The sequence below is a fragment of the uncultured Shewanella sp. genome, from assembly GCF_947501225.1.
In the GTDB taxonomy this organism is placed as follows: domain Bacteria; phylum Pseudomonadota; class Gammaproteobacteria; order Enterobacterales; family Shewanellaceae; genus Shewanella.
The window spans coordinates 60,000-86,474 of the sequence record NZ_CANMUW010000014.1 but is presented as its reverse complement, the minus strand read 5'-3'; the positions used below and the strand labels follow the sequence as shown (position 1 = coordinate 86,474).

26 protein-coding genes are annotated in these 26,475 nt (G+C 50.0%); 16 read left to right on the top strand and 10 right to left on the bottom strand.

The genetic code is table 11. The features are described from left to right. Window positions 1-3 precede the first annotated feature (3 nt). A complete protein-coding gene (locus Q1B47_RS17435) occupies window positions 4-489 on the bottom strand; it encodes a hotdog fold domain-containing protein (protein ID WP_299796422.1) in 486 nt (161 codons plus the stop codon). A gap of 210 nt (window positions 490-699) precedes the next feature. Between Q1B47_RS17435 and Q1B47_RS17430 the strand changes: the two genes are divergently transcribed. Both Q1B47_RS17430 and Q1B47_RS17425 read left to right on the top strand, forming a co-directional pair. After that, on the top strand, window positions 700-1,632 hold the full coding sequence (locus Q1B47_RS17430) for a DUF368 domain-containing protein (protein ID WP_299796419.1): 933 nt from the start codon (window positions 700-702) through the stop codon (window positions 1,630-1,632). A 6-nt stretch (window positions 1,633-1,638) separates the two neighbouring features. Beyond that, window positions 1,639-1,833 (top strand): hypothetical protein, encoded by a 195-nt coding sequence (locus Q1B47_RS17425; protein WP_299796417.1) that lies wholly within the window; start codon window positions 1,639-1,641, stop codon window positions 1,831-1,833. A gap of 62 nt (window positions 1,834-1,895) precedes the next feature. Here the strand turns inward: Q1B47_RS17425 and Q1B47_RS17420 are convergent, their stop codons facing one another. Beyond that, window positions 1,896-2,240 (bottom strand): DUF3634 family protein, encoded by a 345-nt coding sequence (locus tag Q1B47_RS17420; RefSeq protein ID WP_299796415.1) that lies wholly within the window; start codon window positions 2,238-2,240, stop codon window positions 1,896-1,898. Window positions 2,241-2,704: 464 nt separating this feature from the next. Between Q1B47_RS17420 and Q1B47_RS17415 the strand changes: the two genes are divergently transcribed. Then, window positions 2,705-2,887 (top strand): hypothetical protein, encoded by a 183-nt coding sequence (locus Q1B47_RS17415; RefSeq protein WP_299796413.1) that lies wholly within the window; start codon window positions 2,705-2,707, stop codon window positions 2,885-2,887. A gap of 68 nt (window positions 2,888-2,955) precedes the next feature. Here Q1B47_RS17415 and Q1B47_RS17410 read toward each other — a convergent pair whose 3' ends face one another. The 4 genes from Q1B47_RS17410 to Q1B47_RS17395 all read right to left on the bottom strand — a co-directional run bounded on the left by Q1B47_RS17410 (window position 2,956) and on the right by Q1B47_RS17395 (window position 7,185). Next, complete coding sequence (locus tag Q1B47_RS17410) at window positions 2,956-3,675, bottom strand: TorF family putative porin (RefSeq protein WP_299796410.1); 720 nt, start codon at window positions 3,673-3,675, stop codon at window positions 2,956-2,958. 148 nt (window positions 3,676-3,823) lie between these two features. Next, entirely contained in the window at window positions 3,824-4,186 is a 363-nt protein-coding gene (locus Q1B47_RS17405; protein ID WP_299796407.1) for a cupin domain-containing protein, read from the bottom strand. Window positions 4,187-4,259: 73 nt separating this feature from the next. Beyond that, window positions 4,260-5,750 carry a CoA-acylating methylmalonate-semialdehyde dehydrogenase gene (locus Q1B47_RS17400; protein WP_299796404.1) on the bottom strand — a complete coding sequence of 497 codons (1,491 nt, stop codon included), beginning with the start codon at window positions 5,748-5,750 and terminating at the stop codon, window positions 4,260-4,262. 97 nt (window positions 5,751-5,847) lie between these two features. After that, window positions 5,848-7,185 (bottom strand): aspartate aminotransferase family protein, encoded by a 1,338-nt coding sequence (locus tag Q1B47_RS17395; RefSeq protein WP_299796401.1) that lies wholly within the window; start codon window positions 7,183-7,185, stop codon window positions 5,848-5,850. A gap of 326 nt (window positions 7,186-7,511) precedes the next feature. Between Q1B47_RS17395 and Q1B47_RS17390 the strand changes: the two genes are divergently transcribed. Continuing rightward, window positions 7,512-9,023: an aldehyde dehydrogenase gene (locus Q1B47_RS17390; RefSeq protein ID WP_299796398.1), complete on the top strand. Its 1,512-nt coding sequence runs from the start codon at window positions 7,512-7,514 to the stop codon at window positions 9,021-9,023. A 141-nt stretch (window positions 9,024-9,164) separates the two neighbouring features. Here Q1B47_RS17390 and Q1B47_RS17385 read toward each other — a convergent pair whose 3' ends face one another. From Q1B47_RS17385 to rihA, 3 genes are all read right to left on the bottom strand, one after another. Continuing rightward, entirely contained in the window at window positions 9,165-10,385 is a 1,221-nt protein-coding gene (locus Q1B47_RS17385) for a dicarboxylate/amino acid:cation symporter (RefSeq protein WP_299796527.1), read from the bottom strand. 429 nt (window positions 10,386-10,814) lie between these two features. Next, window positions 10,815-11,720: a ribokinase gene (gene rbsK / locus Q1B47_RS17380; protein WP_299796396.1), complete on the bottom strand. Its 906-nt coding sequence runs from the start codon at window positions 11,718-11,720 to the stop codon at window positions 10,815-10,817. Between the two features lie 155 nt (window positions 11,721-11,875). Beyond that, window positions 11,876-12,811, bottom strand: coding sequence for a pyrimidine-specific ribonucleoside hydrolase RihA (gene rihA / locus Q1B47_RS17375; RefSeq protein ID WP_299796393.1), 936 nt, complete (start codon window positions 12,809-12,811; stop codon window positions 11,876-11,878). Window positions 12,812-13,076: 265 nt separating this feature from the next. Between rihA and cyaB the strand changes: the two genes are divergently transcribed. The 3 genes from cyaB (at window position 13,077) to Q1B47_RS17360 (ending at window position 15,293) form a co-directional block, all read left to right on the top strand. Continuing rightward, a complete protein-coding gene (gene cyaB / locus Q1B47_RS17370) occupies window positions 13,077-13,634 on the top strand; it encodes a class IV adenylate cyclase (protein ID WP_299796390.1) in 558 nt (185 codons plus the stop codon). A gap of 666 nt (window positions 13,635-14,300) precedes the next feature. Continuing rightward, on the top strand, window positions 14,301-14,903 hold the full coding sequence (locus Q1B47_RS17365; protein WP_299796387.1) for an ankyrin repeat domain-containing protein: 603 nt from the start codon (window positions 14,301-14,303) through the stop codon (window positions 14,901-14,903). A gap of 99 nt (window positions 14,904-15,002) precedes the next feature. Then, entirely contained in the window at window positions 15,003-15,293 is a 291-nt protein-coding gene (locus Q1B47_RS17360; RefSeq protein WP_299796384.1) for a helix-hairpin-helix domain-containing protein, read from the top strand. 548 nt (window positions 15,294-15,841) lie between these two features. On the opposite strand, the gene Q1B47_RS17355 is transcribed toward Q1B47_RS17360, so the two are convergent. Next, complete coding sequence (locus Q1B47_RS17355; protein WP_299796381.1) at window positions 15,842-17,146, bottom strand: FAD-binding oxidoreductase; 1,305 nt, start codon at window positions 17,144-17,146, stop codon at window positions 15,842-15,844. A 203-nt stretch (window positions 17,147-17,349) separates the two neighbouring features. On the opposite strand from Q1B47_RS17355, the gene Q1B47_RS17350 reads away from it, so the two are divergent. From Q1B47_RS17350 to Q1B47_RS17310, 9 genes are all read left to right on the top strand, one after another. Continuing rightward, window positions 17,350-17,898, top strand: a complete 549-nt coding sequence (locus Q1B47_RS17350; RefSeq protein ID WP_299796378.1) for a cupin domain-containing protein — start codon at window positions 17,350-17,352, stop codon at window positions 17,896-17,898. A gap of 620 nt (window positions 17,899-18,518) precedes the next feature. Further along, complete coding sequence (locus Q1B47_RS17345; RefSeq protein ID WP_299796375.1) at window positions 18,519-19,280, top strand: gamma-glutamyl-gamma-aminobutyrate hydrolase family protein; 762 nt, start codon at window positions 18,519-18,521, stop codon at window positions 19,278-19,280. A gap of 3 nt (window positions 19,281-19,283) precedes the next feature. Next, window positions 19,284-20,633 carry a glutamine synthetase family protein gene (locus Q1B47_RS17340; protein ID WP_299796372.1) on the top strand — a complete coding sequence of 450 codons (1,350 nt, stop codon included), beginning with the start codon at window positions 19,284-19,286 and terminating at the stop codon, window positions 20,631-20,633. Between the two features lie 33 nt (window positions 20,634-20,666). Further along, entirely contained in the window at window positions 20,667-20,804 is a 138-nt protein-coding gene (locus tag Q1B47_RS17335; RefSeq protein WP_299796369.1) for a hypothetical protein, read from the top strand. Between the two features lie 130 nt (window positions 20,805-20,934). Beyond that, window positions 20,935-22,035, top strand: coding sequence for a polyamine ABC transporter substrate-binding protein (locus tag Q1B47_RS17330; protein ID WP_299796366.1), 1,101 nt, complete (start codon window positions 20,935-20,937; stop codon window positions 22,033-22,035). A gap of 99 nt (window positions 22,036-22,134) precedes the next feature. Further along, window positions 22,135-23,271 carry a polyamine ABC transporter ATP-binding protein gene (potA, locus tag Q1B47_RS17325; RefSeq protein WP_299796364.1) on the top strand — a complete coding sequence of 379 codons (1,137 nt, stop codon included), beginning with the start codon at window positions 22,135-22,137 and terminating at the stop codon, window positions 23,269-23,271. 11 nt (window positions 23,272-23,282) lie between these two features. Then, window positions 23,283-24,188, top strand: coding sequence for an ABC transporter permease subunit (locus Q1B47_RS17320; RefSeq protein WP_299796524.1), 906 nt, complete (start codon window positions 23,283-23,285; stop codon window positions 24,186-24,188). Next, a complete protein-coding gene (locus Q1B47_RS17315) occupies window positions 24,185-25,012 on the top strand; it encodes an ABC transporter permease subunit (protein ID WP_299796361.1) in 828 nt (275 codons plus the stop codon). Before Q1B47_RS17320 ends, Q1B47_RS17315 begins: the two co-directional genes overlap by 4 nt. A 167-nt stretch (window positions 25,013-25,179) precedes the next feature. Beyond that, window positions 25,180-26,466, top strand: a complete 1,287-nt coding sequence (locus Q1B47_RS17310) for an FAD-binding oxidoreductase (RefSeq protein ID WP_299796358.1) — start codon at window positions 25,180-25,182, stop codon at window positions 26,464-26,466. The last annotated feature ends 9 nt before the right edge of the window (window positions 26,467-26,475 follow it).

The following is a 26,475-nucleotide window of genomic DNA, read 5'->3' as shown; positions in this document are numbered from 1 at the left end:
CTGTTAAGCATTTTGCTTGGGGGGCTTAGCCGAGATCCATAGCTTGATATGGCCCTTTACGACCACGATATCATTGTCATCATAGGCGGTCACAGGGACCAGCAGATCGCCCTCAACCCATTGCTCGGGTTTTACTTCTGCCACGCAGCGAATATCGCTGCCCGCCTTGGCGGTATAATCCAGGCTCATCCCCTTGGGGATCCATCTGAGGTGACCGGGAATCGAAGCCTCCGCCATGACCCCCATGGCCATCTCGAGTCCGTTACAGATGGCGATCACATGAACAGTCTTGATATGGTTATGCACGGCGCGTCTCTTCTTGATTAAACACTCGCAATAGTGGGGTCTGAGCTCGGTGATCAAGGGTCTTATGCTGCCAAAGTAAGGCGCCATACGAGATACCATGAGGGAGAAGATCTTATTGCCATAGGGTAGGCGGGTGACTCGATTGTAAAGCTTCATCACTTTGGTTGGTTTCTGCTGCGCCATGGGTATCTTCCTGAGTTATAGTTATTCTGGTCGGATGAGTTTAGACTAAATGAAAAACAGGTGAATAACAAATGATTAACAATAGTGTTTTAAAGGCGGGAATTTTTCGATGATGAAACAAACTTCATTTTCACTTGTCTCACTTTGGTACGTATAATCCTCCTGCTTAGCTGAATACAGATTTAGCCGAATTTACATTAAGGACAGAAATTGAAATACCTGCTTGTTTATCTGAAAGGGATGGCGATGGGCGCCGCCGATGTGGTTCCCGGCGTATCCGGCGGAACGATTGCGTTTATCACAGGTATTTTAGATACCCTGCTCGAGAGTATTCGCCGTATCAACCCGACCTTGATCAAGGTGGTTAAGGAGCAGGGGCTCAAAGGTGCCTTCATGCATATCAACGGCCCTTTTCTGGTCTGTGTATTCGGTGGCATCTTAACCAGCATCTTGACCCTGGCTAAGTTGATCACCTACCTGTTGGCTACCTATCCCATTCCGGTCTGGTCCTTCTTCTTTGGATTGATTGTGATATCCGTTGTACACATGCTCAAGCAGGTTAAGCGCTTTTCTGTTTTGAGACTCATGATCTTTGCTGCAGGCGTCTTCTTTGCCTGGGGCATAACTATGCTGAACCCTATCTCGATGGAGATGACCTATCTGAATGTGTTTATCGGGGGAAGCATAGCTATCTGCGCCATGCTGCTGCCGGGGATCTCCGGTAGTTTTATCCTGTTACTCTTAGGCCTCTATACCTCGGTGTTGGGGGCCGTGAAAAGCCTGGATCTGGTGATCCTGGCCATCTTTGCATCGGGGTGTGTTGCAGGCTTGCTCACTTTCAGTCACCTGTTGTCGGCACTGCTGAGAAAGTATCACGATGCGACACTTATTTTCCTGACCGGCCTGATGTTGGGGACCCTGGGTAAGATCTGGCCATGGAAGGAGGTACTGACCTGGCGCAGTAACTCCAAGGGGGAACAGGTCCCCCTGCTGGAGCAGAACCTTTCCCCCATGCAGTTTGAACAGTTAACGGGACAACCTGCACATATTGCCTGGGCCGTTGGCGCACTCGTGTGTGGGATCTTATTAGTATGGGGGCTTGAGCAGTTTGCAGAGCGTAGTGGCATAGGGCGCGAGGATTAAACGCATATGAAAAAGGGATTATTGGTTCTTGCATTGATGAGTATATCGGCTTGCTCAACCCTGGAGTTTGCCCCTATAGATATCAACATTGAACCTGAGGCCGATGAAGGGGTCGTCGATTCCAGGGCAGACCCGATGGCGGACAACAATGAACGCATCATAGATGAAGCCAGACAGGATGGCAGGCTGGAGAGAAAGTAGAGAGGCGCTATTAGCAGCTTTTCCTAGGAACAGGGCCCTAGGATCTCGTCTCTTATCAGCGTTTAACCCGCCTGACGGCTGTTGTCGATCTGCTTCTTATCGTAATACTCGAACGGAAATTGGTTGCGGATCCTTTGAGTGATAGCGTCACTGACATTGGCCGATACATGAAGCCTGACTGTGCCGGCTTTTTCACATCTGACTGAGCAGGTCAGCTTTTCAGCCTTAGCGATGGCCCGGCACTCTCTTTGAAACTTTTCCGGGATCTTTCCCTTATGAGAGGCTAATCTGCCATCCTTAAAATGCATCTCAAAAATTGTGAGTCCCTTCTTGCCGCTGAATATCAGTTTGTAGGCGAGAAAAAGCCCGACAGCGATAAAAATAATCTTCAATACGGTAGGCGTCATCTAGTCATCCTTTTAGGCTCATTTTCTTAAAGATACTCCTGCCGCTACTGTTTTGGTAGTAGATAATACCAATCAATATAAAGATGTGATCGCTCAGCGATAATTTAGCGCTTCTGAGGCAAGGCCATTAATTGCTCCTGCATAAATGGCATTCACAACATCCATGTTGCTCGCAACGAGTGAAAAGCATAGTTATTCTACGTTTAAGCGCGTTAACGTAGCATCGGATGCGCTAAAACTCGCCTTTCAGGAGTTTTTTGGGCTGTCTACTTTTGCGTTGAATGACTTCACAAGGGAGCAACCATTCTCTCATCCATTCGCCTTGAATTAGTTTGCCAAAAATCACTCTGAGTAGATCACTTTCTCATACTGGTTGGTATTTGATCACATTTGAGCGAGTTTCTGTTAGACTTAGTAGCAGATAAGGATTGTTTGTTTTACTCATCAGAGTTAAGGATAACGCTATGCACCTATCTAATGCTGAGCAGTGGGCTCAACTATGTCACAGACAGGCAGAGCTGGTTGAAAGCCTCTCAAAAACCTTCCCGGAACGTCGTGAGAACCATACCGATCTAGGTCTTAGCTGGCGACGGCTGGAGCAGCAGGTCATACGCGGAGAAATACCGCGAATCGATGATCTGAAGTAGTGATATATTTGAGGTTTAAAAAAACCGCCATCAGGCGGTTTTTTTATAACTCAGGGAGATTAAGCTTATTAGAATGCGTAACTTGCGGTGGCTAATACCGTACCTTCATTCTTCCAGGGACCATCATCAATCATGTTATCGTCGCTGAGGTTGGTATCTAACCAAGCCAACGACAAGCCTACCCCGGCAAGCTCCGTCGAGACACCGATGGAGTAATCCATATAATCTTCGCCCCAATCAAGGTCGGCACCATCGCCATAGCTATAACCTACATGAGCATCGATACTCCAGTTTTCGATAAACTCATAGGAGTAGTTGAGCTCTGTGTAGTGAAGATCTACATCTGCGTTGGCATAATCGTTGGTATACCACTGTGCAAGGTGGAAGCCCGCATAATAGAAGCCGACATTGGCCTCTAAATATTTACTGCTCTCATCCTGGCCCGGATAGGTGTAGTAGGTCAGGGTGACGTCGTATTCGAACTCCTCATCTTCCCCGATAGCTCCCCAATAACCGGCATAGATATCTATCTCAACGTCGGCATCATAGCTTTCATCATCAACATTACTCGCCCAGGCTCCGACGAAGAAGCCATTTTCGGCGCTGTAGTCGATGCCGCCCTGAATGGCAAAATCACCTGCCGTCTGTGATACCCCGCGAAAACGGTAGTCACTGGTGACCCCGATTTCACCCGATACTTCTGCCGATACCATAGGTGAGATTAGCGCTGCAGCCAATGTTAGGCCGGTAACCTGGGCAATCCGTTTTTTATTGAATTTTTTATACACGGTAGTTTCTCCATTTTACTTTATTGACATAAATGACTTTGATAAGTCCATTTCATGTGTACCAAACAGCAGCTGAGTTGCTGTACCTCATGGTGTCGATTATGAAACATCAGTTTCAATCTTGTTCTACTTCAAATTTTTAGACTTCTCACTCTTTCTGCTGGAAGACCACATAGATCTTCTTACAGGTGTCGAGCACCTCCCATGTGCCTTCAAACCCTGCGGGGATCACAAACTTATCGCCTCGGTTAACATGCATCGATTGGCCCCGGCTATCTGTGATGATGCTGGAACCGTCGAGGATCTCGCAGTACTCATGTTCGGTATAGCCGACCTTCCAGGCCCCCTTATCACCACTCCATATACCTGCATCGAACTGCTTGCAGGGGCTGGAGTAGTGATTTTCAATTCGTTGCAATGGCTCGCCGGATAAGATCTTCTCCTGCTCCGGCCTGTAGTGCTCGACATCAGCCTGACTGTTAGAAAAGTTAATGATTGAGTCAATATTCAAGGCTTGCCACCTCCATCTGAGTGCATCTTTACTGTTAATTGCAAAGGCGCAGACTCGGCTGCGCCCTTGTGATTTATTTCATCGTCGGCATGACAAATTCAGCCCGGGCATGCTGTGGCTTAGGCCAACGGGCGGTAATGGCTTTACGTTTGGTATAGAAACGAACGCCATCTGGTCCATGCATATGTAGCGGCCCAAACAAGGAGCGCTTCCAGCCACCGAAGCTATGGAAGGCCATAGGCACAGGGATTGGCACGTTCACGCCGACCATGCCTACCTGAACGTGATGGCAGAAATGTCTCGCCGCTTCACCGCTTTGGGTAAAGATGGCGGTGCCATTGCCAAACTCATGTTCGTTGATGAGCTCCAACGCCTCGGCGTAATCCTTAACCCTGACTATGGCCAGTACCGGTCCGAAGATCTCCTCCTTGTAGATGGTCATCTCGGGTGTGACGTTATCGAACAGGCAGCCACCGAGGAAATATCCCTGCTCATGATCTGCTACCGTTAACTGCCGACCATCGGCGAGCAGGGAAGCGCCTTCGGCTACGCCGGTTTCGATATAGTCGGTGACTTTGGCCAGATGCTGCGCCGAGATCAGAGGCCCCATATCCATCTCCGGGGTGATACCGTTACCCACGCGTAGTGCTTTTATCTGTGGCAGCAGCTTTTCAACCAGGGCATCACCGGAATTGCCGACTGCCAGTACCACAGATATCGCCATGCAGCGCTCACCGGCAGAACCATAGGCAGCACCCATCAAGGCACCGACGGCTTGATCGAGATCGGCATCAGGCATGAGTAACATATGGTTTTTCGCGCCGCCCAGTGCCTGTACACGTTTGCCATGTTTAGATGCGGTCTCATAGATGTACTCGGCGATAGGGGTTGAGCCGACGAAACTCACGGCTTGAATATCATCATGGGTCAGCAGGGTATCGACCGCCTCTTTATCACCATTGACGACGTTGAATACGCCGTCGGGCAGGCCGGCTTCAGTCAGGAGCTCCGCCAGGCGCATCACTGAGCTCGGATCTTTCTCCGATGGTTTCATGATGAAGGTGTTACCACTGGCAATCGCGATAGGAAACATCCACATGGGAACCATGACCGGGAAGTTGAACGGCGCGATACCGGCTACGACACCGAGTGATTGATTGACATGCCAGGCATCGACGCCGCTACCGACCTGTTCGGTGTGCTCGCCTTTGAGCAGATGTGGAATGCCGCACGCAAACTCGACCACCTCGAGGCCGCGGATGATCTCGCCCTTGGCATCATCCAATACCTTGCCGTGCTCACGGGTGATAAGTTCGGCAAGCTCATCGATATTGTTTTCAACCAGCGCCTTGAACTTAAACAGGATTCTGGCCCGGTTTAGTGGCGAGACCTGAGACCAGCTCTTATGTGCGCATTTAGCCAGTTCAATGGCACCGGCAACTTCGGCGGCACTGGCCAGGGAAACCGTTGCCGTATGCTCTCCGGTGGCGGGCTCGAATACCTGAGCCGTACGCTCACTCGTGTCTGAATAGCTACCGTTGATGAAATGGGTGATCGTCTGCATCTTACTTAATCCTCTATTTCCTGCGTTGCAGGTATAGTCATTTACTGTCTATTTCAGGCGCTGGGCCGGAAATATCTGTGTTCAATTTATCTGGTCGTTAATCCACGGCCCGGATGGCATCGCCTAGGGTGTTCACTATCTGATCTATCTGCTGCTTATCGACGATCAATGGCGGAGAGATGGCGATGATATCTGCGGTTGCCCTGACTAAGGTGCCGTTGGCAAAGCAGTGTTCGAATATGTCAAAGCCCCGCTTTCCTATCCCCTTCTCGCTGGGAGAGAACTGAATGCCGCCTACTAATCCTATGTTGCGGATATCTATGATGTTTGGCAGCCCCTTGAGGCTGTGAACGGCCTCCTCGAAATAGCCTTCGAGTTCCCGGCTACGTTCGAAAAGTTGCTCATTTTGGTAGATATCCAGGGTCGCTATGGCCGCGGCCGCAGCGACGGGGTGGCCGGAATAGGTGTAACCATGAAACAACTCGATCCCCTCAGGGCCCTGCATGCAGGCATCATAGATGGCGTCGTCGATAAGTACGGCTCCCATAGGGATCGCCCCGTTGTTGAGCGCCTTGGCTGTGGTGATCATGTCCGGGGTGACGCCCCAGCGCTGGCTGGCAAATGCATCGCCTACACGACCGAATGCGGTGATCACCTCATCAAAAATCAATAAGATGCCATGTTTCCTGGTTATCTCTCTGAGTCTTTGCAGGTAACCTTCCGGCGGCAAAATGACCCCAGCCGATCCCGACATCGGCTCGACAATGACGGCGGCGATATTTTCGGCCCCGTGAAGTGCGACCAGCTGCTCTAAAACGTCTGCTTTTTCGGCGCCGGTCTTGGGCATGCCACGGCTGAAGGCGTTATCCTGCATATCCAGCGTATGAGGCAGATGATCGACCCCAGGCAATAGCTGTTGACTGAAGGTCTTACGGTTACCGCCGATGCCGCCGACGGATATGCCCCCGAAACCGACACCGTGATAACCCAGCTCACGACCGATGAAACGGGTTCGGGTCGATTCACCGTTAGCCCTGTGGTAGTTGATGGCGATCTTCAGCGCGCTGTCGACCGACTCTGAGCCTGAGTTAGTGAAGAACACCTTATTCAATCCTTCGGGACTGATCTGCGCCAGGCGCTCGGCGAGCTCGAAGGCCAGCGGGTGTCCCATCTGAAAAGAGGGCGCATAATCCATCTGGTGGATCTGTTTACTGACAGCTTCTGAGATCGCTTTGCGTCCATGACCCGCATTACAACACCATAGTCCTGCCGTGCCGTCGAGTACGGGTCTGCCTTTGGTATCTTTGTAATACATGCCTTGAGCTTCGGCGAGCAACCTGGGTTTCGATTTGAACTGCCTGTTTGCCGTAAACGGCATCCAGTAGTGTTCAAGTGATTGTGCTTCGCCTTGCATATTTGTCTGACTATCTGACATAGCATATACCCCGATTCAATGTTATTCGTTGTTATTGTGAGCGGTTGATATTTTCCATGCTATGTTAGAAATAATGAACATGAAAGCTTTTTGTTCATTTATTTATAGCAAAATGTGAATTTTTGTAAAATATATTGAAACTGATGTTGAAAAATGGTCGGGTAAAGGCGTAATCTGGTGCTCGGAAATCTTTACTGTGCGCTTGGTCAGAGCTTGGAGGGGTGGCGCTGGAGTCGCTTCTTGGCAGTAAGAATGACTCAGCATCTTCCCCGTTAGTTGGTATCGGCGAAGCTATAAATTATTAAATCACCCGTTAAGAGGTCATCATGAGTACACCTACAAATCGCGAACAGTGGCAAAGCTTAGCCGATAAGTTAATCGATGAAGGGGGGATAAAATCCGCAGCATTCATCGATGGCGAATATCAGCCTTCGGTATCGGGTGAGACCTTTGAGTGTGTGAGCCCCATCGATGGCCGGGTACTGTGTCAGGTAGCGAGTTGCTCACCGGAAGATGCAGACATTGCCGTCGATAGCGCAAGAAAAGCGTTCGACGAGGGGAGCTGGTCTATGCTGCCACCGGTGAAACGTAAGCAGGTATTGATACGTTTCGCAGATTTACTGGAGCAAAACCGGGATGAGCTTGCACTGCTAGAGACCTTAGATATGGGGAAACCCATACGTTACTCGGGCAGTGTCGATGTGGCCGGTGCCGCACGCGCTATTCGCTGGTCCGGTGAGGCAATCGACAAGGTCTATGATGAGATAGCCCCCACGTCGCACAATGAGATTGGCATGATCACCCGTGAGCCCGTTGGTGTGGTGGCGGCGATTGTGCCGTGGAACTTCCCTATCCTGATGGCTTGCTGGAAGCTTGGACCGGCGCTGGCCACGGGTAACAGTGTCATCTTAAAGCCCTCGGAAAAGTCGCCGTTAACGGCGATTCGTATGGCTCAGCTCGCTGTTGAGGCCGGGATCCCCAAGGGGGTGTTGAATGTGCTTCCGGGATTCGGTCATACCGTGGGTAAGGCGCTGGCTCTGCATATGGATGTAGATACCCTGGTATTTACCGGGTCGACAAAGATAGCCAAGCAGTTGATGATCTACGCCGGCGAGTCAAACATGAAACGGGTTTGGCTTGAGGCGGGGGGCAAGAGCCCGAATATTGTCTTCAACGATGCACCAAACCTGCAGAAGGCCGCCGAAGCCGCCGCCTCAGCCATCGCATTCAATCAGGGGGAGGTCTGCACCGCGGGTTCCCGATTGCTGGTCGAGGCGGGCGTGAAAGATGAGCTGCTTGAGCTGATCGCGAAAGAGCTTAAGGCCTGGCAGCCGGGTCATCCGCTGGATCCGGATACGACCTGTGGCGCCGTTGTGGACAGGCAGCAGCTGGACAATGTGCTGAGTTACATTCGCTCCGGCGTCCAGGAGGGAGCCGAACTTGTATTAGGTGGCGCTCAGGTGATGGCGGAAAGTGGCGGTGTGTATGTCGAACCGACCATCTTCTCAGGGGTGAATAACGCAATGACGATCGCTAAAGAGGAGATATTTGGTCCGGTACTGTCGGTTATCAGCTTCGATGGCATGGAGCAGGCGATAGAGATAGGTAACGACAGCATCTATGGTCTGGCGGCCGGGGTGTGGACATCGGATATCAGTAAGGCTCATAAGACGGCCAAGGCGCTGCGTAGTGGTATGGTCTGGGTTAATCATTATGATGGTGGCGACATGACGGCCCCCTTCGGCGGTTATAAGCAGTCGGGCAACGGCCGTGACAAGTCGCTGCATGCGTTCGATAAGTACACCGAGATCAAGGCAACCTGGATTGCGTTGGATTGAGTTCTAAGTTCTAAGTTCTAAGTTTTAAGTTTTAAGCACTAGCTCCAAAAAAGCCCCTCTACCTTTCGGTAGAGGGGCTTTTTTGTGTCAGGAACACTTATAAAGGTTTGCCATGGATACAAACCTTCGTTGTGGCTGTGACTACTTATGTTCAGGGTTGAATCTGTCCATCACCACGGCACAGACGGCGTCGCCTGTGATGTTGAGTGAGGTACGGATCATGTCAAATACACGGTCCAGGGCGAACAGGAGCGGCAGGCCATCGATTGGGATCCCGGCTGCCAGCAGTACCGCCACAACAAGGAAAGAGGGGCCGGGTACACCGGCTTGTCCGATAGCGCCCAGTGTCGAGGTAAAGATGATGGCGGCGTAGGCCATCATGGTCAGATCGACATGGTACATCTGGGCGAAAAACATGGCGACCAGGCCATAGTAGATGGCGTTACCTGTCATGTTGATGGTCGCGCCAAGGGGCAGTACGAAGGCGGCGGTCGCCTTGGATACATCGAGCTCCTCTTCACAGGTTTCCATGGTGACCGGTAGAGTCGCCATAGATGATGCGGTAGAGAGTGCCATCGCCTGGGGCTTTTTCATCGCCGAGACAAACTTCATTGCCGGGACGTTGGAGAAGAACTTCACCACAAGCGGGAAGAAGATGAAGGCATAGATAAGAATCGCCACCACGAATACGACGAATAGCTTTAACACCACCTCCAAGGCCTGAAAACCAAATGAGCCTACAGATTCCGCCATCAGGCCGAAAACCCCGATAGGGGCGATGATCATCACGCAGTTGATCATCCACACGAAGGCGTCGACTATGGTGTTGAGGGCACTGATGATAGGCTTGGCACCGTCACCTTTAACCTTAGTCAGTGCGATACCGAAGAAGATACAGAACACCAGGATCTGCAGGATATTCCCCGAGGTCATAGATTCGAACACATTGGTTGGGATCATGCCTATCAGGGTATCCATGGCACCGGGCAGGGCGCCCTGCTCCGCGGTGACCTTGGTGAGAGATTCACCGTGGGCGGTGAAATCGACACCGGCGCCGGGTTTGAATATGTTGCCCATCACCAGTGCGAGTGTGACTGCTATGCCGGAGGTGATAATAAAGAAGGCGAATGTACCTATACCTATCTTACCGGCAGAGGGGCTGTCGCCTAAGCTGGCTGCGCCGGCGATAATAGATACCACGACTAAGGGGATGACCAGCATCTTGATCAGATGAATAAATATGGTACCCAGAGGCCCGAATACGGCGGCACTCTCTCCCATGAAAAGGCCCACTAATGCACCTATTATCATGGCGATAACCACCTGAAGACCTATGTTGTGCATTAAGTTTTTATTTCGAATTCCCACGCTGGCTCCGTTGTTGAACTGATCTGTTAAGCTTTTTTTGAAGGGGCGTAAAGTTATCACACAAGTGTATCTGGCACTGTGAAACAACACTTATACAGGAGCTTAATTTACCCTTTCATAAATAAATCTCGCTCCTGCTGAATTATTCTTAAAAAGTATAGGTAAAATTTTATGAATCGTTAAAATGAGTTGGGAAATAGCGGGACTGATTCTGGTATCTCTATTTGCCGTTCTATATTTGAGCTCAGATCTGCAAGCTTTCTTAAACGCAGCCTCCTCCGGTAGCTCAGGCTTTAGCCTGTGCCAGCGCCTTTGGTCAATCAGATTGAGCTATCGAGATTGAAAAGCTGGAGTAACAAAAGAGGTGAAAGTAAAAAATAGAAAGCACTGAAGCGAAGTGCTTTCTATCTGTCTGTCTGCAGGTCAGAGCTCGTGACGGTAGGGGATACTTCTTTGTGCTCCGGGCCGGGTTACCGCAATGGCTGCGGCGCGGTTAGCAAACTCTACCGCATCACGCATCGCCATATCTTCACTCAGGGCTACCATCAAGGCACCGTTAAAGGTATCTCCGGCGCCGACGGTATCTATGGGTTTAACATCGACGCCACCGACCATCCCCTCAAACTCGGCACAGCTTAAATACGCTCCCCGGGAGCCCAGGGTGATGATCACTGTCTCTGGCCCCAGCTGGTGAAGCATTTGCGCCGCCAGCTTTGCCGTACTCTCATCACAGACCTCTATTCCCGTTATCGTCTCGGCTTCGGTCTCATTTGGGGTGATAATATCGACCCATCTGTAGATCTCGGTGCCAAGTACAGTGGCGGGGGCTGGGTTTAGCAGGGTGTTCGCACCATGTTTCTTTGCTGATTTGAGTGCCTGAGCCACGGTCGTGGTCGGGGTTTCCAGCTGCACCAGTAGCCAATCGGCATTGACCAGTAACATCTGGTGTTGCTCGAGCGCTTGTGTGGTTAAGCTGGCGTTGGCGCCAAGTGAAACTCCGATACTGTTCTCGCCATCTGCACCGACAAAGATCATCGCCGTGCCGGTGCTCATGCCTTCGACCTTAGTGATACCCTCGGGGTGAATACCATCATCACACCAGCTTTGGGTCATCTGATCGGCAATTGCGTCGGCTCCCAGATGGCAGATAAAGTCGACCCTGTTTCCCGGTTGGCGCAATCTGGCACAGGCAACGGCCTGATTTGCCCCTTTGCCGCCGTGCTCGAGCCGGTAATCCCGGCTCATCAGGGTCTGCCCCGGAGCTGGAAGATAGTCGAGTGACATCACATGGTCGGCATTAGCGCTACCTAAGATGACGAGTCTGCTCATGATTTTCCCCTATTCACTATGTCCCTGTAGTCGAGCCATCCACAGCTCCGGCAGTCGGGCAGCTGATAGCAGGTAATCAGACAGAGCTTCGTCTGTCTAATGACGATATGCCTGTAGCCGCACAACAAACAGAACGACAGATTATTGTCCGGCTGTTAGTTATATGCTTGTAACCGTTCAACTAACAGGTCGACAAACCCTTGTCGGTCGAGGTTAAACACTACTGTGGCGTTAGTCTCATTACCGGTGAGTTGATGGCGATCGACAACTGTCATCCCTTGAGTATGCTCGCCTTTTGTCTCTATGCCAACCCAGCACTCCTGGGTCTGGAACAGTTCAGGCTTGAGCAGCCAGGCGATGGTGCAGGGATCGTGCAGTGGTGCCCCGGTAAAGCCCCACTTAGGATCTCTGTGATAGAGGATGAAGAAGTCCAGAAGTTCAGCTACGCATAAGGCGATAGGGTTATCGATTGCACGGATCCGCTCGATGTCCTCATCCATGATCTGCGCTTCGTGGGTTACATCCAGACCACACATGGTGATGGGGATGCCGGATTTAAAGACGATATCGGCGGCTTCTGGATCGACATAGATATTAAATTCTGCGGCCGGAGTCCAGTTGCCTACGCCGGCGGCACCGCCCATGAGCACGATACGTTCTATCTTCTCGTGCAGCTCGGGATGACTGGTGAGCAAGATGGCGATATTGGTCAGCGGACCTGTGGGTACCAGAGTTACCGGAGCCTGACTTTCGCGAAGCTTTAATGCCATCAGCTCAATGGCCGTCATAGAGACCGGCTCAAAACCGGGATCGGGTAGCTCGGGGCCATCGAGTCCGGTTTCGCCGTGAACGTTATCGGCGATGATCAGCTCTCTCGAGAGAGGTTTAGGTGCACCCGCCGCGACAGGGATATCGCCTCTGTCTAAGAGTGTTAACACCCTAAGGGCATTGTTGAGCGTCTTATCCGGTGTCTGATTGCCGGCACTGGTCGTTACAGCAAGTGGGGTGAATGCGTCGCTGCTTAAGGCGAGAATGAGCGCTATTGCATCATCGTGTCCCGGATCACAATCGAGAATAATTGGGCGTGTCATGGTCATACTCCTTCAATTGACTGTAAGGCAGGTTAGCACGACAGATTAATCTACCGCCTGTGATAGTTGTTTTTTTGTGAGGCAGGAGCCAATAAAGCCATAATAAGGTTAGTTTATATGTAATATTGACCCACAAGTCGCTGTCACAAAATTCACTCAAGATTTCCAACGCCATGAATTATCATGCTTATAATGTTTGCCCTATGGATTATTTCACTCGAGCATCCATTCAATTAACCCATTAAAACCAGAGGCTGAAACGGTTATGTCAGAGCACTTCAAAGGCAGATATGAGGTGGAATTTAAATATCGTCTATCCTCAAGAGTTCAGTTTCTGTCGCGTCTTAAATCCATGAGCCCAGAGATCATGCTGGAAGATAATCTGGAGCATGATAGGTATTTCGACCTGCCTGCTGGGGAGTTGAAGGGAGAGAACAAGAGCGTTTGTATCCGCAATATGCAACCCTCGGGGATCAAGCTCTGGATTGTAAAGGGCCCGGAAGCGGACAGGTGTGAGGCGGTAGATATTACTGACGCAGAGAAAGCCTGCAGCATGTTGCAAACCATGGGGTTTGAGCGTGTATTAGAGATGAAGAAGATCCGCAGCATCTACTTTCTGGGTGAGTTTCATGTGACAGTGGATCGCCTCGAGGGGATAGGGGACTTTGCCGAGCTTGCCATCATGACCGACGATGAGCACAGGCTGGCCGGGTATCGGCAGCAGCTGCTTGAGCTGGCAGCAACTCTGGGGCTGGATTCATCTCAGTTGGAAACCCGCTCTTATCGCGAGTTACAGGCTAACTCGAATAGCCTTTCTGACTAGTCATCCTGAACTTATTTTTTGTAAAGGGAGCCAGCTTGAACCTTCATGGCTATCTATCGCCTCCGGCGGGTGCTGTATAGGGATATACAAATGTCGTGGTCACATGGATGTGAATGAACGACGTATGTGCAGATACTTCTGTGGCACGGTGAATAGAAACCTCAGGTTTCTGAGCTTATGAACGAGAAGCATGGATGCTGAACTGGCCTTTAGGTATGGATACCGTTGCAAGTACATCTGACCGCCATGGATGGTGAGAATGCCGTGAAATGTAGGGAACATTTTCGGCCTTGTAAGCTCGACGATGGCAAACAACCTCCATGTTTAAATGCCAGTTCGATATCCCTATCTCTCGCTCGGAGAGTATCACTTAGTGATACCTCGCCAAGCTGTCAACGGCCACAGCCGCATCTACACCGGGTTGTTTCTCTCTTCGATGAGGCTTTGCCGTTAACCATAAGCTTTGTTGTTAACACTAAGCTTTGGGGTTACATATCAATGCGCATTTTTCGATTAAGAGTGCTCGTTTTTTCTACGCCACTCTGATAGAGTGCTTATTAATCAATAGCTTTGCTAAGGCTAGGCTTAGATAATGGGTTTAATAAATGTGCATGCGCGTTTTACCAAATATACGCGTATGCGCACTATACAAATGTTAGGCATTTCATGAAGATATTTTTGCTATTCATATTCTCTACTATGTCCTTTTGTTCATTTGGAAATGAATCAGAATCAAATTTAGGTATTGAGCTATTAGTTTCAATTAGAGAAAGTAATTTGGAGAAATTTGAAGAGCTATTGAAGTTAGGTGTAGATCCAAATTATAGGGATGAGAATGGAGAGCCTAGCCAGAGACCTGTTGTGTTGGAGTTGGCAGCCGTCCATAGAGACCCAAATTATCTAAAGCTAGCTTTAAAGTACGGTGGAAATCCAAATACGCTAGATGGCTATGAAAGTAAGACTATTCTTTTTGAAGCGTCTAAACACTCGAGATTAAGCAATGTGAAAATTCTTGTGGTTGCAGGAGCCAGACTAGACGAATTAGATGATAGTGAAGGAACAGCTCTGCACACAGCCATTGCTGTTAAAAACTTTGATATCGCACACTACCTAATTATGGCTGGAGCTTCGTTAACCCATAAAAACAAGTGGGGATATACTCCACTGGACATGCTTAGAAAGTATGGTAATGCTGGAGTAAAAAAATATAGTGAACAGTATCAATGGTATTTAAAAGTTGTGCAAATTACCGGTATAGAAAATGTTTAACAAGACTCTGAATTCAGATTCACCAAGGCTGTCACGCCATTTGCAGAGCAAATCGCCCGCCAGCAGCGGTTAACTTATTAGCAGGGCGTTAGATGAACCATGAATCCGAGTAAAGTTGTTCGTGAAAATGTTAGGAGGCTCACTGACCTTCCAAATATAGGTAAGGCTGGTGCCGCCGATCTGGAGTTGCTTGGTATAGAGAAGCCCGACGATCTTGTGGGGCTGGATCCGTATGAGATGTATGAGAGGCTCTGCATTTTAACCGGCTGCAGGCATGACCCGTGTGTCATCGATGTGTTTATTTCAGTTACAAGCTTTATCAATGGTGATGACCCCAAGGTTTGGTGGGCTTATACGGCAGAACGGAAGAAAGTGCAGGCTGCGAAGTAGAATATTACCTAACATGAGTTTAGCTAACAGCTTGCTCCGCTTCATATTTTTGCAAACAATTATCTGCCCATTATTTGGGCGTTATCGCACATACGATTGCCACATTTTTTCTCATTTATGTCCAAAATCGTGCTAGTAACCATATAACCAATATCGAAGAGATTACTTTCTCGAAACCAGAGTCAGGTGTAAACACGGCTGGGGGCGTTGGCGGCATGGCGAGGTTTCACATAGTGAAACTCTTCGAGCGAGAGATAGGGATATCGAACTGGCCGTTTAACAGGGAGGTTGTTTGAGACCGCAGAGCGTATAGGGATAACTCTTATGAAATCAAGAACCAGCGTACCGAGAGATTGCTTGCACTAAAGGTCGTTCATTCACATCCATGTGATCACGACGTTCGTATATCCCTATACGGCACCAGCTGCAAGCAATAGGTGTAAGTAGGGTTATGGTTTCCCACGAACCAGCCAAATACCCAATCAGCCCAAATAACCCATAAAAGATACTTCAAACTTGTTATCCGACAAGCAGACTAAAACTTGTTATCAAAAGATATCCAGGAACCTATGGTAGAGCATCCCTGCCGCCAGCATGGGCGATCTGAATGTGGGCCCGCCGGGGAAGGTCATATGCTGTATCTTATCGAAGATATCGAATCGGCCCGCCTGTGCCGTTAACGCCTCTGCGATGAGTTTTGCCGCCATATGGGTGGCGTTGACGCCGTGGCCGGAGTAGGCCTGTGCATACATGATGTTAGGACAGTCCGGCAGACGACCTATTTGAGGCAATCTGTTGGCTCCTATGCCTATCATGCCACCCCATTCGAAATCGATTTTGACCCCCTTAAGCTGAGGGAACACCTTTTCCAGGTTCGGGCGCAGTGCGGCCTCGATATCTTTAGGGTCTTTACCCGAGTAGGTACACAGGCCGCCGAACAGCAGGCGGTTATCTTCTGACAGGTGAAAGTAGTCGAGATCGATACGCATATCGGCGAAGGCCATATCTTTGGGGATGATATCTTTGCACTGTTCATCGGTGAGCGGCTCGGTGGCCAGCAGGTAGCTGCCCGCGGGGAGTACTTTACCACCCACATAGCCATCAAGCTCATGGCCGATATAGGCGTTACCTGCCAGAACCAGGTATTGACAGTTCACCTCACCAAATTGGGTGATCACCTTAGGCTTATCTCCCTTGATGATCTTCTGCGCCGCACTGTACTCATACATCTTTACCCCTAACTCGCGGGCGACTCGTGCCTCTCCCAGAGCTAAGTTTAACGGGTGCAGGTGGCCGCTATTCATATCGACCAGTGCACCTTCATAACAGTTAGAGCCTATGACCTGACCCATATCCTTCTTTTCCAGCAGGGTGAAGCCTTCACGCCCCTGAGAGATAAGATCTTCATAGTCTTGCTTTAACTCTTTCATATGGCGGGGACGCATGGCCAGATCGCAATAACCCATCTGCAGATTACAGTCGATGTTATGCTCGGCAACGCGTTGTCTGACGATATCTACCGCCTCGAAGCCCATCTGATGAATGGCATTGACGCCCTCTTCACCAATGACACTCCTGAACTGTTCGATATTATGACCAATGCCGCGAATAAGCTCACCGCCATTTCTGCCTGAGGCGCCCCAGCCAATCCGCTTCGCTTCCAGCAATGCAACACAAAAGCCTTTCTGCGCCAGTTCAATAGCGGTATTGATACCGCTGAAACCACCGCCGATCACACACACATCGACATCTATTTGCTCCCTGAGCTGGGGATGTTCGTAAAGCTCTTTTGCCGTATCGAAATAGTATGATGAGGGATACGTGTCACTGTGCACCGGACTTTTAGTTTGCATCATCTCTCCAAATTATAATTTTTGTTATTGAGTGCTCATTACCGGGAATTAATAGGACGCAGGGCGGTATACTTTTGGCCTTAGTCATATATAATTCACGGGTGTTGATTATATTTAACATGCTTTTTTGTTCGATACAAATTACTATGTAATATAATTTGAACACTTTTAATAATATTGTGACATTTACAGGAGAGATGCATTTGGATATTGGCGCTAGCCTGAAGGCTGTCCGTAAACTAAAAGGTCTTTCACAACGGGAACTTGCGAAAAGAGCCGGAGTGACCAACAGCACTATCTCTATGATTGAGAAGAACAGTGTGAGTCCCTCGGTGAGTTCGTTGAAGAAGGTGTTGTCGGGTCTGCCTATGTCATTGGTAGATTTTTTTGCCATGGAAGATACTACGACGGCAGAGCCCAAGGTGGTCTATCGCAGCGACGAGTTACTCGATATCGGTGACGGCAATCTGGACTATAAGCTGGTGGGCCGCGACTACCCTAACAGGGCCATGTCGGTCATGAGTGAAACCTATCCACCGGGTTCAGATACCGGTGAGGAGATGCTCAAACATGAGGGCGAAGAGGCGGCCATGGTCATCGAAGGTAAGTTTGAACTCACCGTCGGCGATGAGGTGTTTATTTTAGAGGCTGGTGATAGCTATTACTTCAACAGTGAAACGCCCCATAGGTTCAGAAATCCGTTTGATGAAAATTGCCGAATCGTCAGTGCGACTACGCCGGCTAACTTTTAACCCTCCTGTAAAACTTAACGTACTATTCGGCTTTTAGTTTATTTTTTAGTGACGACAGATGGGAACAAGGTCTGTCGTCATCCGGGGCCAGAGCCTCTTTCGTGAGCGTGCAAGATGCAGGCGCGAAAGGGGCAAAGCTCCCAGTTTACCTCCTCTGTTTTAAACATCTGATTTTCTCATTGTGCTGTTTCCTGAACAGGCTAAGATTTTTGCCCGCAAATTTTAGTTTTTTATGCTGAATTCACTCAAAAAGTGTTCAGTTTTCACTGATTAACTCCCTATTTATATCAATTTCGATAAGCATGCTTGTAAATAATATTGGTCATGCCTGCTCGCTTTTCGTGATGTGCATCATGGTGGTGAGCTCGGTTAATGCCCGCGGCTGATGAAGCAAAAACTGAAGTAAATGTGAACTGTGAATTTTTACTTTTTCTCTATCTTGTTGAATTTAATAGTTGTTGTGATTTTGTTGCTGTCATTTTAAATTGTATCAACTTCTCCTCTTGCCTGTGTGCAATTTTCAGTGTAGTGTTTGAAAAAGTGAACAGGGTTTAAGCTCTGTTCATATGTAAGAACAGTTACCAGAAGAACAAAAACTAAAATAACCAAGTAGGTGATCTATGTCGGATGCAGGGCTTGCTGTCATTGGGGTGACGGCGTGCAATCAGGAGTTAGGCTTACATCCCTTTAATATTGTCGGCGAGAAGTACCTTCTTGCTGTTGCCGATGCGACTAAGGGGTGGCCCTTGGTGATTCCCTCGCTGGGGCACTGTCCGGGAGAGCTCATTCTGCCTCGTTTAGATGGCATTCTTTTCACCGGTTCTCCCTCAAATATCGAGCCACACCATTTTCAGGGGGAAGCGAGTGACGCCGGTACCCATCACGATCCCAAGCGGGATGCGACAACCCTTCCGTTGTTGAAGGCCGCTATCGATGCCGGTATTCCCGTTCTGGCTATCTGCCGTGGATTTCAGGAGATGAATGTCGTGTATGGCGGAAGCCTGCATCAGAAATTGCATCAGGTTGGCGGTTTTATCGAACACCGGGAAGATAAGAGTGCACCACTGGATGTGCAATATGGTCTCTCCCACGAGGTACAGATAGAACCTGGAGGACTGCTTCACGAGGCGTGGGGCCGTAGCTCTGCAGAGGTTAACTCTGTGCATACTCAAGGCGTCGATCGTCTGGGAGTCGGGTTACGGCCAGAAGCGTTTGCCCCGGACGGATTAGTAGAGGCGTTCTCTATTAAAGAAGCAAAGAATTTTGCTCTTGGCGTGCAGTGGCATCCTGAATGGAAGGTGTTAGATAACCCTTTCTACAGTTCAATTTTTAAGGCTTTCAGCGATGCATGTGAGCGTCGAGCAAATTCCCGAGTGAGATAAAAAATGAAGAAGTTAACTGCTTATTTAAACGAACAGAAAATTACAGAAGTCGAGTGCGTTATCAGTGATATGACGGGTATCGCCAGAGGTAAGATCGCTCCGGTCGGTAAGTTTATCGATGAAAAAGGGATGCGTATGCCGGAAAGCGTGCTGTTGCAGACGGTGACCGGCGATTATGTTGAGGATGAGCCTTACGATACCCTGCTGGATAATGCCGACATCGACTTTGTCTGTGTTCCCGATGAAAACGCTGTCTATAAGCTGCCATGGACTATCGAAGCCACGGCTCAGGTTATTCACGACACCTTCGATAAGATGGGCAACCCTATCGAGCTTTCGCCAAGAAACGTGCTGAAGAAGGTGTTGAAGCTCTATGAGGATAAGGGGTGGAAACCCGTAGTCGCGCCGGAGATGGAGTTCTACCTTACCCGCCGTAATGAAGATCCGGATCAGCCCCTGATCCCACCGGTTGGACGCTCAGGTCGCCAGGAGTCGGGCAGACAATCATTCTCGATAGATGCGGCAAATGAGTATGATCCCCTGTTTGAAGATATGTATGACTGGTGTGAGTTACAGGGGCTGGATATCGATACCCTTATCCATGAAGAGGGCACCGCCCAGATGGAGATCAATTTCAGTCACGGCGATGCATTGTCGATGGCGGATCAGGTGTTTGTATTCAAGCGTACCCTCAAGGAGGCGGCGCTGAAACATAATGTCTGTGCCACCTTTATGGCGAAACCTGTGGCGGATGAACCGGGTAGTGCCATGCACCTTCATCAGAGTATCGTCGAAGTTAAATCCGGGCAGAATATCTTCTCCATGAAAGATGGCACCAAGAGTCCGCTGTTTTACAGCTACATAGGTGGGCTGCAGAAGTTTATCCCTGAACTTCTGCCTCTGTTAGCGCCGAATGTTAACTCTTTCAGACGCTTCCTGCCCGGCACGTCGGCACCGATTAATCTCGAGTGGGGTGAAGAGAACCGTACCTGTGGCTTGCGTATTCCTGAGTCATCGCCGCAGAACCTGCGCGTCGAAAACCGTATCGCCGGTGCCGACTCCAACAGCTACCTGTCTATCGCCGCCAGCCTGTTATGTGGCTATATCGGCATGGTCGAAGATGTTAAGCCTTCGACACCTGTGCAGGGGCGAGCCAACGAGTCGCGCCAGAGTATCAGCCTGCCGCTGACACTGGAGGAGGCACTCGGCGCCATGTCCGAGAGTGTTGCCTGTCGTGAGTATCTTGGGGAGGCGTTTACCACGGGCTATATCGCGGTGAAGCAGGCCGATCTGGCCAGCTTTAAGCGTGTGATCAGTTCATGGGAGCGTGAGTATCTGTTACTCACAGTGTAGTCGGGGAGGGAGGCGCTGCGCAGGCGCCATTTATTGAATCAGTTTGGTCTTTCTGAAGGTTCAATTGGGGTTGAATCGTCAGCTGCGAAGGGGGGGGGAGAGTATTCGCAATCTTATGCGCTGCCGGATTTTTCGGGAGTGTATCAGGGGGCGTTAGCAGTAGAGCAGTAGCACACTGCCGATGCGGTTTTAAGGTGTAGCATTGGTTAAAAATTAAAACTAAATCCGGGAATTACCGGTAACACAATGACAGACAGCGGTGATGTGACTCACGGCTGCTACGCTAAATCAAGGAGATAGCATGAAGCTTTTAAAGAAGATGACGACACTGGCGCTCTTGGGGGCCGGGGTGTTAGCAAGCAGTAATCTGATGGCTGAAGAGGTGGTTCGGGTCTATAACTGGTCCGATTATATCGCCGAAGATACGTTGGCAAACTTCCAGAAAGAGACCGGCATTCGCGTGGTATATGACGTGTTCGACAGTAACGAAGTGGTGGAAGCTAAGCTACTTTCCGGCCGCTCCGGTTACGATATCGTCGTCCCCTCAAATAGCTTTCTGGCTAAGCAGATTAAAGCCGGGGCGTTTCAAAAGCTTGATTCAAATCTGCTGCCTAACCATAAGAACCTGAACTCTGAGTTGATGACTCAACTGCAAACGGCCGATCCGGGCAACCAGTATGCTGTGCCATATCTATGGGGAACAAATGGTATCGGTTATAACGAGGCGAAGGTGAAAGAGGTATTGGGTGAAGATGCGCCGGTCGATTCTTTAGAGCTTATCTTTAACCCAAAATATGCGGCTAAAATCTCTAAGTGTGGTTTCTCTTTCCTCGATTCCGCCGATGAGATGGTGCCGATGGCGCTAATCTATCTGGGTCTGGACCCTAACAGCACCAGTAAGGCTGACTTCAAGCGTGCCGGTGAAGTATTGGAAGCGATACGTCCGCATATCACCTACTTCCACTCATCGCGCTATATTACCGATCTTGCCAATGGTGATCTCTGTGTTGCCGTAGGTTACTCAGGGGATATCCTTCAGGCGGCTACCCGCGCCGAAGAAGCCGGTAACGGCCATGTTATCAGCTATGCGATACCCAAAGAGGGCGCAAACCTCTGGTTTGATATGCTGGCCATTCCTGCCGATGCCGCGAACGTGAGTAATGCTCATACCTTTATCAACTACCTGCTTCGTCCTGAGGTGATTGCACCTATCTCTAACTATGTCTCCTATGCCAACCCAAATGAGGCGGCCCAGGAGCTGGTGGATGATGAGATCCGTAATGATCCGGGTATCTATCCGACCGAAGAGGTATTGAAGCGTCTCTATGTGGGTGAAGTTCGCCCGATGAAGGCGCAGCGTGCTCTGACCCGAGTCTGGACCAAGGTTAAGTCGGGTTACTAAAAGCTCCCCCGGGGCAGGTCACTCCTGCCCCTTTTTACCTTTCAACACATTTAAATTGCCGTAGGTGCCTGAAGGTGGTGCCTTTTGTGGAGAAGTTATATGGATAGTACCTCTGGCGTCACCAACAAACCAACAACAAAGACGCAAGCCAAAGTCCTGCTGAAAATAGAGCGGGTGAGTAAATTATTCGATGAAGTTCGCGCCGTCGATGATGTTTCATTGAACATCAACCAGGGAGAGATATTTGCCCTGTTAGGCGGTTCAGGTTCCGGAAAATCGACCCTGTTGCGAATGCTGGCCGGTTTTGAGAAACCGACCGAGGGCCGCATCTATCTCGATGGTGAAGATATTACCGATATGCCCCCCCATGAACGTCCCATCAACATGATGTTTCAATCCTATGCCCTGTTTCCCCATATGTCGGTAGAGCAGAATATCGCGTTTGGTTTGAAGCAGGATAAGTTACCGAAAGATGAAATAGCCTCCCGCGTCAAAGAGATGCTTAAGCTGGTGCATATGGAGCAGTATGCCAAGCGAAAGCCGGCCCAACTCTCCGGTGGACAACGTCAACGTGTGGCTCTGGCACGCTCACTGGCTAAGCGGCCCAAGTTACTCCTTCTCGATGAGCCCATGGGGGCGCTGGACAAGAAGTTGCGGACTCAGATGCAGTTAGAGGTGGTCGATATTCTCGAGGAGGTTGGGGTGACCTGTGTGATGGTGACTCACGATCAGGAGGAGGCGATGACCATGGCGGAGCGAATCTCCATCATGAATGAGGGCTGGATCGCTCAAACCGGTTCGCCGATGGATATCTATGAGAGTCCGACTTCAAGAATGGTGGCCGAGTTTATCGGTTCGGTGAACCTGTTTGAAGGTGAGATTGTTGTCGATGAGGCGGACCATGCGATTATCGAATCGCCGAGGCTGGAGCAGCAGTTCTATATCGGCCATGGTGTCTCAACTAACGTCGAGGATAAGAAGGTTTGGCTGGCAGTAAGACCCGAGAAAGCCCGTATCAGCCGTGAACAGCCACAAAATGACTATAACTGGTGTCATGGTGAAGTCGAGGATATTGCCTATCTTGGCGGCATCTCAGTCTACTATATCCGTCTGGCTAACGATCAGGTGATTCAGTCGGTGATGACTAACCGTGACAGACGCTCCGACCCTCCTACATGGAAAGATAAGGTCTTCATCAGCTGGGAGGCCACCAGCGGTGTGGTCCTCAGATCTTAGGAGGACAGATGATGAAAAAACCACTGAAGTTTAGATTGCCAAAAGGCCAGTGCTGGACGATAGGAGTTCCCTACTTCTGGTTATTACTCTTTTTCGCATTACCATTTGCCATCGTACTCAAAATCAGCTTTTCGACGGCAGCCATCTCTATTCCACCCTATGAGTCACTATTCAGTTACGCCGATGAATCTTTGCAGATATTGCTGAATCTGGGTAACTACCTGCTCATCTTCGACGATGAACTCTATATCTATGCTTATCTGGGCTCGTTGAAAATGGCCTGTGTAACGACTTTAGGTTGCCTGCTTATCGGCTACCCTATGGCTTATGCGATCGCCAGAGCGCCGAAACAGCAGCAAACCCTGCTGATCCTGCTGGTGATGTTACCCTCCTGGACCTCTTTTCTTATTCGGGTCTATGCCTGGATGGGAATATTGAGCAATAACGGTTTAATCAACAATATGCTGCTGTGGCTGGGGGTGATCTCTGAGCCGCTTCAGATGCTCAATACTAATTTTGCGGTCTATATCGGCATCATCTACAGCTATCTGCCGTTTATGATCTTGCCTCTGTATGCCACCCTCTCTCAGCTCGATGGCAGCTTATTAGAGGCGGCTTCTGATCTGGGCTCGCGTAGCCTGAATACGTTCTGGAAGATCACACTGCCCCTCTCCAAAGGCGGCGTGGTGGCTGGCTCCATGCTGGTCTTTATCCCTGTGGTCGGTGAGTTTGTTATTCCTGAACTGCTCGGCGGTCCGGATTCCTTGATGATAGGTAAGGTGTTATGGCAGGAGTTCTTCAATAACCGGGACTGGCCGGTCGCTTCAGCGCTTGCCATCGTGATGTTAGGCCTGCTGATTATTCCGATAACCCTGTTCCACCGTTATCAGTCCAGAAGTATGGAGAGAGAGGCATGAGTAGCAAATCGGGTAAGTTAAACTTTTCTACCATAATGCTGTGGGCCGGAATGCTCTTCCTCTATGTCCCAATGTTTATCTTAATATTCTACTCATTCAATGAGTCGAAGTTAGTGACGGTTTGGGGCGGCTTCTCTGCTAAATGGTATGCAGAGCTGTTTCGTGATCAGCAGATATTGGATGCGGTGTGGACCAGTTTGCGGGTGGCATTTTTTGCCTCATCTATGGCAGTGATACTCGGGACCATGGCGGCATTTGTGATGACTCGCTTCTCCCGTTCATGGGGGAAAATGACGCTGTCGAGCATGATCACCGCCCCCTTGGTTATGCCGGAGGTGATCACGGGTCTGTCACTGTTGCTACTCTTCGTTCATATGGCCGATTACTTCGGTTGGCCGGCCGAGCGCGGGATGTTTACGGTATGGCTGGCGCATTCTACATTTTGCGCCGCCTATGTGGCGGTTGTGGTGTCGGCGCGTCTGCGTGAACTCGACTCCTCCATCGAGGAAGCGGCCCAGGATCTGGGGGCTACCCCGCTGAAGACCTTTTTCTTTATCACGGTTCCAATGATATCTCCCTCTCTGATGGCGGGGTGGTTACTCTCATTCAGTCTCTCATTGGATGACTTAGTGATAGCCAGTTTCACATCCGGGCCGGGAGCGACGACCCTGCCTATGGTGGTGTTCTCCTCCGTACGCATGGGGGTATCACCTAAGATAAACGCCTTGGCGACGCTGATAATCCTGACTGTCTCCCTGATTGCATTTATCTCCTGGTACTTTGCGCGTCGAAGTGACAGAAAAGGCCTTCCGCCAGCCATGTGATGGGCTATGGCGAAGGAGTAAGAAATAAGTAGAAACTGTGTGTCACCAACCGATAGAGCTGGTGAGGTGGCACACCTATCCATATAAATTGGTCTGATAAGTAAAGTCTCAGAAAGAAGATAGAGGCAGGCTCTATGACCAAACAGATAAGAAGGTAGGGCAGAGAAATGAGCAGTGTACCTCACGCAGAATCCTATTATGCAGCTTCTGCAAACGATAAAGTCGAACGTCCTCAGTTAGCTCAAAACTGTGAGGCTGATGTTTGTATCATTGGCGCCGGTTATACCGGGCTGTCGACGGCGATACACCTGTTAGAGCTGGGTTTCAGCGTCACAGTACTGGAAGCCGCGCGCATAGGATGGGGCGCATCGGGCCGTAACGGTGGCCAGATAGTGAATAGTTTCAGCCGTGATATCGATTCGATTGAAAAAACCGTAGGCAAAGAGAGTGGTAAGTTGTTCGGCGAGATGGCATTCGAGGGTTCTCGCATTATTAAAGGTCTTATTCATAAATATAACATTCAGTGCGATCTCAAAGAGGGAGGCGTGTTTGCCGCGTTAAACTCAAAGCAGATGGGTCATCTGGAGGCACAAAAAGCCCTGTGGGAGAAGCATGGTCACATGGGACACCTGGAGTTACTCGATAATAAAGGGATCCGCTCCGTCGTCGACTCTGAGCGTTATGTAGGCGGACTGCTGGACAGAAGTGGAGGGCATATTCATCCGTTAAATCTCGCATTGGGAGAGGCACATGCGGTCGAGTCGTTAGGCGGTAAGATATTTGAGGATTCTGCGGTCATTAAGGTCGAGCAGGGCGACACTCCGGTCGTACACACGGCAAAAGGCTCGGTAAAGGCAAAGTTTGTGGTGGTAGCGGGCAACGCCTATCTCAATGGCCTTATGCCGCAGTTGCAGGCTAAGTCTATGCCATGTGGTACTCAGGTGGTGACTACCGAGCCCCTCAGCGACGAGCTGGCTCACAGCCTGCTACCGCAGGATTACTGCGTCGAAGATTGTAACTATCTGCTGGATTACTTCAGGTTGTCAGGCGATAAGCGACTCATCTATGGCGGTGGCGTGGTATATGGAGCACGGGATCCGGCAAATATCGAAGCCATCATTCGCCCTAAAATGTTGAAAACTTTCCCGCAACTGAAAGATGTGAAGATAGATTACACCTGGACAGGAAACTTCCTGTTGACCCTGTCACGCTTGCCTCAGGTCGGCCGTATCGGCGACAACGTATACTACTCACAGGGCTGCAGCGGACATGGAGTGACCTACACTCATCTGGCCGGCAAGATTCTGGCCGAGGCGATACATGGGCAGGCGACCCGCTTCGATGCTTTCGCCGGCTTACCCCATTACCCCTTCCCCGGCGGGCATATGTTCAAGGTTCCCTTCAGTGCCATAGGAGCCTGGTATTACACCATGAGGGACAAGCTGGGTATCTGATCACTATCG

Excerpts from the sequence above, each read along its gene's own strand:
- Q1B47_RS17435 (WP_299796422.1), bottom strand. The coding sequence starts at position 489 with ATGGCGCAGCAGAAACCAACCAAAGTGATGAAGCTTTACAATCGAGTC.
- Q1B47_RS17425 (WP_299796417.1), top strand. The coding sequence starts at position 1,639 with ATGAAAAAGGGATTATTGGTTCTTGCATTGATGAGTATATCGGCTTGC.
- Q1B47_RS17420 (WP_299796415.1), bottom strand. The coding sequence starts at position 2,240 with ATGACGCCTACCGTATTGAAGATTATTTTTATCGCTGTCGGGCTTTTT.
- Q1B47_RS17415 (WP_299796413.1), top strand. The coding sequence starts at position 2,705 with ATGCACCTATCTAATGCTGAGCAGTGGGCTCAACTATGTCACAGACAG.
- Q1B47_RS17400 (WP_299796404.1), bottom strand. The coding sequence starts at position 5,750 with ATGCAGACGATCACCCATTTCATCAACGGTAGCTATTCAGACACGAGT.
- Q1B47_RS17395 (WP_299796401.1), bottom strand. The coding sequence starts at position 7,185 with ATGTCAGATAGTCAGACAAATATGCAAGGCGAAGCACAATCACTTGAA.
- Q1B47_RS17390 (WP_299796398.1), top strand. The coding sequence starts at position 7,512 with ATGAGTACACCTACAAATCGCGAACAGTGGCAAAGCTTAGCCGATAAG.
- rbsK (WP_299796396.1), bottom strand. The coding sequence starts at position 11,720 with ATGAGCAGACTCGTCATCTTAGGTAGCGCTAATGCCGACCATGTGATG.
- rihA (WP_299796393.1), bottom strand. The coding sequence starts at position 12,811 with ATGACACGCCCAATTATTCTCGATTGTGATCCGGGACACGATGATGCA.
- cyaB (WP_299796390.1), top strand. The coding sequence starts at position 13,077 with ATGTCAGAGCACTTCAAAGGCAGATATGAGGTGGAATTTAAATATCGT.
- Q1B47_RS17365 (WP_299796387.1), top strand. The coding sequence starts at position 14,301 with ATGAAGATATTTTTGCTATTCATATTCTCTACTATGTCCTTTTGTTCA.
- Q1B47_RS17360 (WP_299796384.1), top strand. The coding sequence starts at position 15,003 with ATGAATCCGAGTAAAGTTGTTCGTGAAAATGTTAGGAGGCTCACTGAC.
- Q1B47_RS17355 (WP_299796381.1), bottom strand. The coding sequence starts at position 17,146 with ATGCAAACTAAAAGTCCGGTGCACAGTGACACGTATCCCTCATCATAC.
- Q1B47_RS17345 (WP_299796375.1), top strand. The coding sequence starts at position 18,519 with ATGTCGGATGCAGGGCTTGCTGTCATTGGGGTGACGGCGTGCAATCAG.
- Q1B47_RS17340 (WP_299796372.1), top strand. The coding sequence starts at position 19,284 with ATGAAGAAGTTAACTGCTTATTTAAACGAACAGAAAATTACAGAAGTC.
- Q1B47_RS17330 (WP_299796366.1), top strand. The coding sequence starts at position 20,935 with ATGAAGCTTTTAAAGAAGATGACGACACTGGCGCTCTTGGGGGCCGGG.
- potA (WP_299796364.1), top strand. The coding sequence starts at position 22,135 with ATGGATAGTACCTCTGGCGTCACCAACAAACCAACAACAAAGACGCAA.
- Q1B47_RS17320 (WP_299796524.1), top strand. The coding sequence starts at position 23,283 with ATGAAAAAACCACTGAAGTTTAGATTGCCAAAAGGCCAGTGCTGGACG.
- Q1B47_RS17315 (WP_299796361.1), top strand. The coding sequence starts at position 24,185 with ATGAGTAGCAAATCGGGTAAGTTAAACTTTTCTACCATAATGCTGTGG.
- Q1B47_RS17310 (WP_299796358.1), top strand. The coding sequence starts at position 25,180 with ATGAGCAGTGTACCTCACGCAGAATCCTATTATGCAGCTTCTGCAAAC.